Raw genomic sequence first — 9699 nt, 5'->3', positions numbered from 1 at the left:
CCGCCAACTTCCTCGGCTTCGTCAAACTCGCCAGCATCATGCTCCGGCTCAAATGACTAAATCGTCACTACAGCCTAGTTTGGTAAGCTGATCGGAGCGGGCGCGCAAACGCGCTCGCTTCTCACATTTGCCTAAGCTTCGCGCCACGGCAGCGGTACGCGCGGCGGATAGGCCAAGGCGAAATCCGTGCGGTCAATTGCGTGATTTGGTGAGAGATAAGGATCGCTGTCGAGCACCTGGGCCCAGCGCTCCCGCATCATGTCCGCTTCCGCTTGCAAACGGTCCTTCCGTTCGCCACGCTTATCGCTACCGCGGGTTTTGGACTCTTTGTGGAGTAGCAGGATGTCGGGATCGCAGACGATCTTGAGACCGCGTTGCCGCACGCGCAGGCAGAGATCGACATCATTGTACGCAACCCGGAATTCAGGATCGAATCCGCCTACAGCCTCGAAGTCGGCCTTGCGGATGAACATACAGGCCGCCGTGACGGCCGAAAATTCCTGCATCAGCCGCGCCTTCCCGAAATAGCCGGGCACGGTGCCGTCAAAACCGGAATGCAGCGTGCCGGCAACGCGATGGGCTGCCATGCCCAGGCCGATTCCGAAATGCTGAAGCGTCCCGTCTTCAAAAAGCAGGCGAGCACCGACCATGCCGATCTCGGGGATCACGAGGAGCCCACGCGCTCGATCGAGCCACTTTTTTTCGAGAACTTCGGTATCGTTGTTCAGGAAGCACAAGATTTCGCCGCGCGCCACTTCAGCAGCGGCGTTGTTGATCTCAGAGAAATTGAAGGGACGCGGATCGCGAAGTACCCGGCAATCGTGCCGAGCATCCAGAAATTTGAGATAATTCAGCGTCTCTGATTCATCGGATCCGTTGTCTACCACAAGCAATTCGAAATCGTGCTGAAAGCTTGCATCGATTGATTCGATACACGGTTTCAGGACATCCAGGCCGTTGCGGGTGGGGATGATGATGCTGACCAAAGTATTCAGTTCGCGTTCGGGAGCGACGCCTGTGCAACCCGGCGCGAAGCCGGCGACCGAACGCAATGGCAGGCCGGTCCGCTCAAAATGGCCGTTAATGGCGTCCCTTGCGCGCTCGATCGCATAGCTTTTCTGATCTGCGGAGACGGCTGTCGAGCCGGCGATCGCGCGCCAATGATAGAGAATGTGAGGGATGTGAACGATCTGGTCGTCTCGAATGAGCTCATAGGCGCGGAGGAGTAGGTCATAGTCCTGGCTGCCTTCCAGGCCGAGCCGGAACCCGCCGATCCGTTCCACCAGCGCCCGCTCATAAACGCCGAGATGGCTGACCATGTTATGGCCAAACATCAGGTAGCGGTTGAAATCGCCCTTGAAATAAGGATTGAAGCGCTCGCCATTCTCCCTGACTTTATCCTCATCCGAATAAAGGATTTTCGCTTCAGGATAGCGATTTAGATATTCCGCAACAACGAACAATGTATAGTCTGGGATCAGATCGTCATGGTCCATTAGGACGATAAAATTACCGCTCGCCAGAGCCAAGGCAGAATTGCTGGCGGCAGAGATATGGCCATTGAGGCGCCGCTGTACGATTTTTACCCGATCGTCGGTGGCAGCATATTCCTGGAGGATCTCGAAGACCTCCGGGTTCTTTGAATTATCGTCAGCGATGCAGATCTCGAAATGTGGATAGGTCTGCGCCTGCATTGAATCGATGCATTCGCGGAGCAGATGGCCCGGCGTGTTGTACGTCGGCATGACGAAGGAGAAGGTGGGCTTCCAGCCGAGCGTTTCCGTCCTGTCGGCGATCAGCCGGTAGTCGTCCTCGTCCAGCGTCATGTAGCGATCGACCCAGGCGCCATAATCCTGACCCAGGTCGAACAATGACGGGTTGAGTGACTTGGCCGCGGCCGGTGGGTTTCGAAATGCCTTGGGGCCTTGCGCAATGAGCTTCTGAAACGATTCTTCGGCGATGATCCTGTCTATGTCGCGCGGGGCGCTCTCGGCGAAACGGTCGCGGACGTTGGCCTCATTCTCGATCGCCCGATAGGATGCCGTCAGATCGAGAAGATGACCCGTATTCTGATCGGGATCCCAGCGGATGCGGTCGCCAGGCTTGAGCCCGGCGATGAGAAGAGTACGGCTGTCTCCGCGAATGTCAGGCTCCGCGGGGTCGCCAAGCCTGAAGGTCAGGGAGACGTCCTCGCTCCAGCCATCACCAAAGTCGAAATACAGCTTTTCGACCTGCTGCAGTCGGAAGCCTTCCTCGGTAAACCGCAGTTCAGCGCGACCCGACAGCGTCAATTCCCCGATGCCGCCGATTCCCGGCGTGTGGGGCAGGACTTCGAACTGAACGAACGGGTCTTGGGAAAGCATCGCGAAGCCGTCTCCCTCGATCGCGATGTCGCTCGTAACAATTGGCTTGAGGCCGGCGCAGGTTTGGGCCAGCCGCTCCATCACGAGTTCGTCAGCGCGTGCCTTGATCGCTTTGTCTCCCTCGGTGAGGAAGGCTGCGAACGCCGGCAGCGCGAGCTCGGTGCGGGCTCGCCCATCGGGATCTAGCGCCAGACTCCGGCTGTAATAATAGGCCGCAATGGCGAGATTGCCGCGCAGCTTGTGAATGTGCCCGAGACTGAGCAGAACGTCGGCGTTGCTGGCGCGCAACCGCAGGGCGTGCTGATAGATGCGCAGCGCCTCATCGAGGGCGCCGTCCTCCTTCAGCATGTGGCCGAGCTGCACCCATATGCCCTGATCGCGCGGAGCCAGTTTCAAATAGCTCCGATAATGCCGGGCCGCCTCTGCCCATTCCCGCTCGTCCCGGGCGGCGTCCCCCCGGTCGCGCAAATGATAGAATTTCGGATTTCCCCTAACTTTTCCGAGCTTCAAGTTGGATAGGATCGAGCGGTGCATGGCGGTAAGCAAGGTCATCTCCCTGGCGCGCTCAAGCATGGACGAAGTGCGGAGGCAAGCTATAGAGGCACGATGGCACGAATGGACGCAGCGGGACGGTGATCTTCAGCAAGCAGAACAGGGCGCGTCGTTTTCTGGTTCAGGCCAACCGCGCCCGCGATTACCGAAGATGGAGCGAGGCGGCGGCTTTCTATGCCCGTGCTCTAGCGCTCAGGCCGGGCATGGCGGGAATCTGGATCCAGCGTGGCCATGCCCTGAAGGAAACTGGCGCATTAGCCGAGGCGGAAATGTCCTATCGGCGTGCGGCGGAGCTGGATCCCGGCAGCGGCGATGCTCGGCTGCAGCTCGGTCACGCGCTCAAGCTCCAGGAGCGTATCGCTGACGCTATTGGCGCTTATGCGGAGGCGCTTAGCGTCGAGCCGGGCCTGGATGCGGCCCGCGACGAGCTTCTGCATTTGGGAGCGCTGGATGCGCTGCCGGAGTTCGGGCAGTCGGGTGCGCACCGGGCGCAACGGATGGCAGCGGCGCAAACGGCGGGATTCGCGCTCGATCGGGCCCTGCGCCGCTGGTCGATCGAGGCGCCGCGCGCGATCACCAGCTACTCCGCTTTCCGCCGCGATTACCCGGTTTGTCCGCCCGATGGCGAGGCGAAAGGCCTGATCGATGTCCTAATCGACGCTCGACGGACTATTCCGGCGCAGTTGCGCACCACGCTGCTTTCGCTCGTTGATCAACAGGCGCGAGAGTGGCAGGCGGTGGTCGTCGCGCCTGAGCTGGCGGACGACCCCGTAGCGAGCCTCGCTCAGGTCGATCCCCGTATCGTTATGACCGCCGAGTGGCCGTCCGATTACGCTGGCAATCGCCCTTATGTTCTGCTGACCGAAGCGGGCGCGATGTTCGATCCTCAGGCAATCGCGTGGTTCGATGATGTTGCCGGACGATACACGCCGGCGGGCGCTTATGCCGATCATGACGCGGCCCTGCCTGACTGGCGGCTCGGCATTACGCGTGCGGACCCGAACCTGTTTCCCATGTTCGATCGATTCTTCCTGGCTTCGACGGAAGAGCCGCCGCTCATGGCGATGGTGCAGCGTCGGGTGTTTGCAGAATTGGACGTCAGCGGGCCTGCGGATGCGATCCGCCGTGCGGCGCTCCTTGCGGCGGGCGAGGCCGGGCCGGTGGCGCATATTCCACGCGTGCTGGTGAGCCGTTCGCTCATTCCAAAAGCTGCGCTTGAGGGCGAGGATGATCTGGTCCGGCCCTTGCCGGGTCGCCCTCATGCGCCCGCGCGAGCCGCCTCGGAGCGGCGCCTGACGGTGATTGTCCCCACTCGCGATCTGCCGGATCTGCTCGCGCCCTGCGTGAGGAGTCTGCAAGCGCGCGCCGCTAAGCCCGATCGCCTGGATATCCTGATCGTCGATAATCGCAGCGCGATGCCCGAAACACATATGCTGCTGAAGGATCTCGCGAGGGAGGCGCGCGCCCGAATCCTGACGTTTGACGAGCCGTTCAACTGGTCGCGGGCCAACAATCTCGCCGCTGCACATTCCACCGGCGACGGCCTGTGCTTCGTAAATAACGATACCGAGATGCTTAGCGATGGCTGGGACGTGTTGTTCGATGGCGCGCTGGACGATCCCTCGATCGGTGCGATCGGAGCCCGCCTCCTTTATCCCGACCGGACCATCCAGCACGCGGGTGTGCTGTTCGGGATCGGGCAGGGTTCGCCGATCCACGAAGGGGTTGGAGAAGCCGAGGCGGCACCCGGCCCGTTGGCGCGATGGCATGTGCGGCGGCAAGTGCCTGCGGTGACGGGCGCCTTCCTGTGCTGTAGCCGATCGGCGTTTACTGCGGTGGGCGGTTTCGATGAGGCGAGGCTGCCGATCGGCTTCAACGATATTGATTTCTGCTTGCGATTGCGGGCCCTCTCCCTTGCGATTGTCTACGAGCCGGCCATTGAACTGATCCACCTGGAATCCAAGACGCGCGGTTTCAACCGGACGGCAAGCTCCCGCGCCTGGGATCATGGGGAGCTTGAGAGCTTCTATGATCGCTGGGGCGACGAGATGTTTGTCGATCCTGGCTATAATCCCCAATGGTCGGCGATCGGTCGTCCGTTCGAGGGGGTGCGAGAGCCCAGTCGCGCCCTCGTGGCGTCGCACCTCGATCGCAGCGTGCGACTCAATCCTTGGAAGGCGTCGCCGCGCCTGTCCTGATCCCGCTCCGTCCCGACCGCATTGTTCTCGCGAAAGTCCACTGATGTTCGTTTCTTGCGCTTTCGACAAAATCTATGGTGCAGATGAATTCGCCCACGCTCCAGATCGTGCTGAGCGCGGAATGGAACTTTCGCATGATGCGGCCGCGTTCGGCATCCATTTCGTAACAACGATATTTGAAGAATCGGCTTATTCATGGCCAGAAGTGAACAATATCTTCTTGCAGCGGGATGCGTTCACGACCGATCTTCTCGATTTTTACCGCAAGATTATGCTTCGTCGGGTCACCCCATCAGTTCTCGTGCGGATCGATCAGGCTTATGTTCGCGACTTCCAGGTCGCCTGTGGCCCGCGCGAGGTCGCCGCGTTGATTTACGAGACCTACCGAGTGCCGGACCGCGTCGTGGCGCCGCCGCTGGAACCGCTCGCACTCGTCGGCTGCGACGAAGCCCGGTTCAGCGATCCTGACGTGGATCACATGCTGTTCACGAGTTCGGGATCGTTCAATTACGGGCACTGGCTGGTTGACGATTTGCCCAAGATCCGCGCGGCGATCGATCGTCTGGCGCATGGCGGCAGGCCCATTCGCTTGCTGCTGGCCAGCCACGGCACTGTTATCGATCAGGTCCGCATGGACACAATCCAGTACATGATCGATGATGATCGTCTTTCGATCGCATTCTTCGACAAGACGAAGGTGTATGCGATCCGCAACCTATATCTCGCGACGCCTGTTACCTGCCATCCGCTCGACAAGTCCGTACCCGCAATGCGTTATCTCGGGCAGCTCGGCCGGCAGCGGGAGCGCTTCGCTCGCCCGACGCACGCCTTGGGCGCGAGGAAATTATTTGTCGCGCGACCTGGTGCGAACACCCGCTCCTTGCTGAATGTGGACGCGGTATGGGACGTTCTGCGGACGCAGGGCTTCGTGTTGGTCGATCCCGGACAGATGAGCTTCGCCGAACAGGTAAGCGCTTTCGCCGCCGCACAGACGATCATTGGCGTTATGGGGGCCGGCATGACGAATACGGTTTTCTGTTCCCCGCAGGCGAGGATCAGTTATCTCGCTCCACGCGGCTGGATCGAGACATTCTATCTCGATTTGGCGGCAGCCTGCGGGCATCGCTATCGCGTCGTCTACGGTGCGCTGGACGATCCCGATCAGCCGCCGTATCTCAGCCGTTTCTCGATATCCGATGACGATCTCGCCATGGTGCTATCGGATCTTGGCGACGCCTAACCTCGCTGCTTCGACGGCCGACAATATAAGGACTGCACCTGCATGGAGCGTTTCGAAGTTATTCAGCGCCTCCTCGACCTGTTTCCCGCACCGCGCTATCTGGAGATCGGCGTCGATCAGGGGGTCACCTTTCATAAGTTGCGAGCGGCTTCGAAAGCGGCGGTCGATGTGCGCTTCGCGTTCGATCTCGATGCGGCGCGGCAGGATCCCGCCAACGCGAATTGCGCCTATTTCGAGATGACCAGTGATCAATATTTCACGATGGATCAGGGGCGCGATGCTCAGTTTGACGTCGTATTTCTCGACGGGCTGCATACGTTCGACCAGACCCTGCGCGATCTGCTGCACTCTTCCTATGTGCTGGCCCCCGGCGGCCTGCTGATCGTGGATGACGTGATGCCCAGCACGTACGCGGCATCCCTCCCTGATCTCGATCTGTCCCGGCGGTTCTGGCAAGCGACGAACAATCCCGATGGCTCTTGGATGGGCGACGTCTACCGGCTTGTGTTCTTCATCGCCGACTACATGACCAGCTTCAGCTACGCGACGGTAACGGAGAATCACGGCCAGACGATTCTTTGGCGTGACGCTCGCGCCGCCACTGCGATGTCACGCAAGGTTGAGACGATCGCCCGGCTGGAATATGTTGACGCCGTAATGGGGCGCGAGATCTTCAATCTCCAGCCCTTCGCAGTGATCGAATCCGTGCTGGCGGAGTGGCGCGGGCGCCAGTGATAGCCCGTCGCAGTGACGAACAAGGCTAGGGAATGATGAGCGTGTTGGATTTGAAAGGACCGTCGTGGTTCAATCCGGCGCACTATCTGGAAAGCAATCCGGATGTGTCGGGCTTGGAGATGGAACCCTACACGCACTGGCTTCAGCATGGTCGCGAGGAAGAGCGCCTCGGGCAGCGCCGGCCATGGTTCGCGCCACGGTTCGCCGATGCGCCTTATCTGGCGGTTTATCCCGACATTCAGCCGTTGATCGAGATCGGTCTTTTCGTGTCCGCTGCCGAGCATTGGGTCGCGGCAGGCCGCGAGGAGATGCGGACCGGACATCGCCCTGTTCCGGTACGCTTCGACGAACTGGCCTATCTTGCGAGCCGACCGGATGTCGCTCGGGCAGTGAGCGACGGTGTGTACCTCAACGGCTTCGACCATTGGCTGCAATGGGGAGCCTCGGAGGGAGGCGGCGCCGATGTCCCTGCGGGGTGGGAGGCTGCTGCAGAATCCCATTTCGATGCCGGCAATTTCGAGGCGAGTATTGCAGCGGACAAGGCCGCTTTCTGGGCGCGTAACGGGTATCTCATCCTCGAGGGAGCGATCAGCCCAGAAGCATGCGATCGGCTAAATCGGAAGATCGATCGTGTCTGGATTGATCGCCGAGTGTCCGCACCGCGCGTCTCGATCGACGTTTACCTCGAGCGGGCGGACGGTGCCCGCATTCCGATGTCTGCTGCGCCGGGCGAAGCGCGGGCGCTGCCCTACAAGCTTAACGATATGTTCCTCGTCGATGACGATGCCCGGGCGCTTGCGCTGCATGACGATGTCGTCGCCGCGCTGCGTTGGGTGCTGAAGTCCGAGCCGACGGTCATCGGCTCGCTGAACTTCGAGCGAGGCAGCACCCAGAAATTCCACACCGACACGCTTTACATGCCGGGCAAGACAGCAGGTGGCATGACCGCCGCCTGGTTCGCGCTCGAGGATGTAACTGCGGAAGCTGGCCCCCTTAAATATTATCCAGGCAGCCATCAGATCCCGCTGTTCCGCTTCAGTTCGGGGCGGCCTTCGCAGATCAACGAACAGGTGACCCATTACGACGCTTATATGACCCGCCAAGTGAAGGATCGCGGTCTTGAGTGGCGCCATTTCCTGCCGAAGAAGGGCGACGTGCTGATCTGGCATGAGCGCCTTTATCATGGCGGCGCCGCGATCGAAGACATTGCGCAGACACGTAAAAGTCTCGTTGTGCATTATTGGCGGGCTGCCGAGATGAACCAAGGCGAGATCATCAAATATGGCAACGGCTATTATTGGAACCGGCCGCCCCTGGGCTAGAAACATTTGGCATCTTTCATATTGATTGCCGTTCGGGAGGTATATCCTACATGAAATTATTCAAATCACTCCGGCCAGCGCGCGAAGTGCCTGCCCCCGCCGTGGAATCTACGCCGGCCGCGATTGGACCGATGCAAATGACGCCAGCGGAAGGGGCCGTGGGTTCGACCATGCTGCCGCGTCGCTTGTTCAACGAGCAGGCCTATCTGCTCAATAACAAGGATGTCGCCGAAGCCGTGGCGCGCGGGGAGGTCGGCGCATACGAGCATTATGCCAGGCATGGTCATTGGGAAGAAGTCGCCGGCGGCCGCGTGCGCAGCTATCCGCGACAGGGTCCGGCTCTCAGTGTGCGCAGCTCGGCCGACACTGCCATTCTCGATCGGCTGATCGACCTGGAAATCGATCATGCGACATTGTTGGAAGCATGGGACCGCAATCTGGCCAGCCTCGGCCCCATCACGTTCGACATGCTGAGCGAGGAGGTCGATGATGAAGTCATCCCGCCGCTCGATCAGGCCAAATGCGACGAAGCGGGCCTCGACGAGGATCAGCTCTCGTGGAGACGCAATGGCTTCCTTATCAAAGAGAACTTTTTTCCGCACGAATTGCTTGACCGATATGCCGAAATCCGTGCTCGCCACCCTGATGTCGGCGGCTGGAGCTGTCCGGTCCCCTATATGTATGTCGGTGAGCTGCGCGACGTCAGCCTCTATCCGCCGTTAATGAAGCTCATGGAGAAGCTGATTGGCGAGGAAATGGGGCTGCATCTGAACCTGACCGGATGGGTCAGCACGGATCGCAACTGGCATCAGGACGACTATCTCAACCCACCCTACATCAACAGCTGGTATGCGGCCGCCTGGATCGCGCTGGATGACATTCATCCAGATTGTGGACCGTTCGAGTTCGTGCCCGGTTCGCATAAATGGCCGCTGATGAAGGGCCACAAGGTCCGCATGTTCCTGTCGCAGGAAGAGCGCAACGACATCGGCTGGCCATCGCGCGCCGAGCGGGTCGTCAATGATATCGCCGCCGCCGAGATCGAGCGGCGCGGCGTGCCGACACAGAAGTTTATCGCCAAGAAAGGCGATCTCCTTATCTGGCACGGCCGTCTCATGCATCGCGGCAGCTATGCCAACGTTCCGGGCATGCAGCGGAAGACGCTGATCAGCCATTACAGCGGAATCACGCACCGGGTGGACATGAAGGATGTCGCGCGGACCGACGACGGCAGTGCTTATTTCCGGCACTATCTCCCGCTCGATTTCGATCCCTATCGTTAGGGATCG

6 protein-coding genes are annotated in these 9699 nt (G+C 60.3%); 5 read left to right on the top strand and 1 reads right to left on the bottom strand.

Going from position 1 to position 9699, the window contains the following annotated elements:
• Positions 1 to 131 precede the first annotated feature (131 nt).
• Positions 132 to 2915, bottom strand: coding sequence for a glycosyltransferase family 2 protein (locus HUU94_RS12685; protein ID WP_217429610.1), 2784 nt, complete (start codon positions 2913 to 2915; stop codon positions 132 to 134).
• 80 nt (positions 2916 to 2995) lie between these two features.
• Between HUU94_RS12685 and HUU94_RS10280 the strand changes: the two genes are divergently transcribed.
• The 5 genes from HUU94_RS10280 to HUU94_RS10260 all read left to right on the top strand — a co-directional run bounded on the left by HUU94_RS10280 (position 2996) and on the right by HUU94_RS10260 (position 9693).
• A complete protein-coding gene (locus tag HUU94_RS10280; RefSeq protein WP_174274988.1) occupies positions 2996 to 5113 on the top strand; it encodes a glycosyltransferase in 2118 nt (705 codons plus the stop codon).
• Positions 5114 to 5234: 121 nt separating this feature from the next.
• Positions 5235 to 6353 carry a glycosyltransferase family 61 protein gene (locus tag HUU94_RS10275; protein ID WP_174274987.1) on the top strand — a complete coding sequence of 373 codons (1119 nt, stop codon included), beginning with the start codon at positions 5235 to 5237 and terminating at the stop codon, positions 6351 to 6353.
• A gap of 42 nt (positions 6354 to 6395) precedes the next feature.
• Positions 6396 to 7088, top strand: a complete 693-nt coding sequence (locus HUU94_RS10270) for a class I SAM-dependent methyltransferase (RefSeq protein WP_174274986.1) — start codon at positions 6396 to 6398, stop codon at positions 7086 to 7088.
• Positions 7089 to 7123: 35 nt separating this feature from the next.
• Positions 7124 to 8410: a phytanoyl-CoA dioxygenase family protein gene (locus HUU94_RS10265; RefSeq protein WP_174274985.1), complete on the top strand. Its 1287-nt coding sequence runs from the start codon at positions 7124 to 7126 to the stop codon at positions 8408 to 8410.
• A 131-nt stretch (positions 8411 to 8541) separates the two neighbouring features.
• Positions 8542 to 9693, top strand: coding sequence for a phytanoyl-CoA dioxygenase family protein (locus HUU94_RS10260; protein WP_174274984.1), 1152 nt, complete (start codon positions 8542 to 8544; stop codon positions 9691 to 9693).
• Positions 9694 to 9699: the final 6 nt, after the last annotated feature.

The sequence above is a fragment of the Sphingomonas bacterium genome (genome assembly GCF_903644055.1).
In the GTDB taxonomy this organism is placed as follows: domain Bacteria; phylum Pseudomonadota; class Alphaproteobacteria; order Sphingomonadales; family Sphingomonadaceae; genus Sphingomonas_I.
Note: the sequence above shows the minus strand (reverse complement) of the source record. Positions and strands in the feature narration are given on the sequence as shown.

Coding starts and splice junctions, on each gene's coding strand:
- HUU94_RS10270 (WP_174274986.1), top strand. CDS start 6,396: ATGGAGCGTTTCGAAGTTATTCAGCGCCTCCTCGACCTGTTTCCCGCA.
- HUU94_RS12685 (WP_217429610.1), bottom strand. CDS start 2,915: ATGACCTTGCTTACCGCCATGCACCGCTCGATCCTATCCAACTTGAAG.
- HUU94_RS10265 (WP_174274985.1), top strand. CDS start 7,124: ATGAGCGTGTTGGATTTGAAAGGACCGTCGTGGTTCAATCCGGCGCAC.
- HUU94_RS10260 (WP_174274984.1), top strand. CDS start 8,542: ATGCAAATGACGCCAGCGGAAGGGGCCGTGGGTTCGACCATGCTGCCG.
- HUU94_RS10275 (WP_174274987.1), top strand. CDS start 5,235: ATGGAACTTTCGCATGATGCGGCCGCGTTCGGCATCCATTTCGTAACA.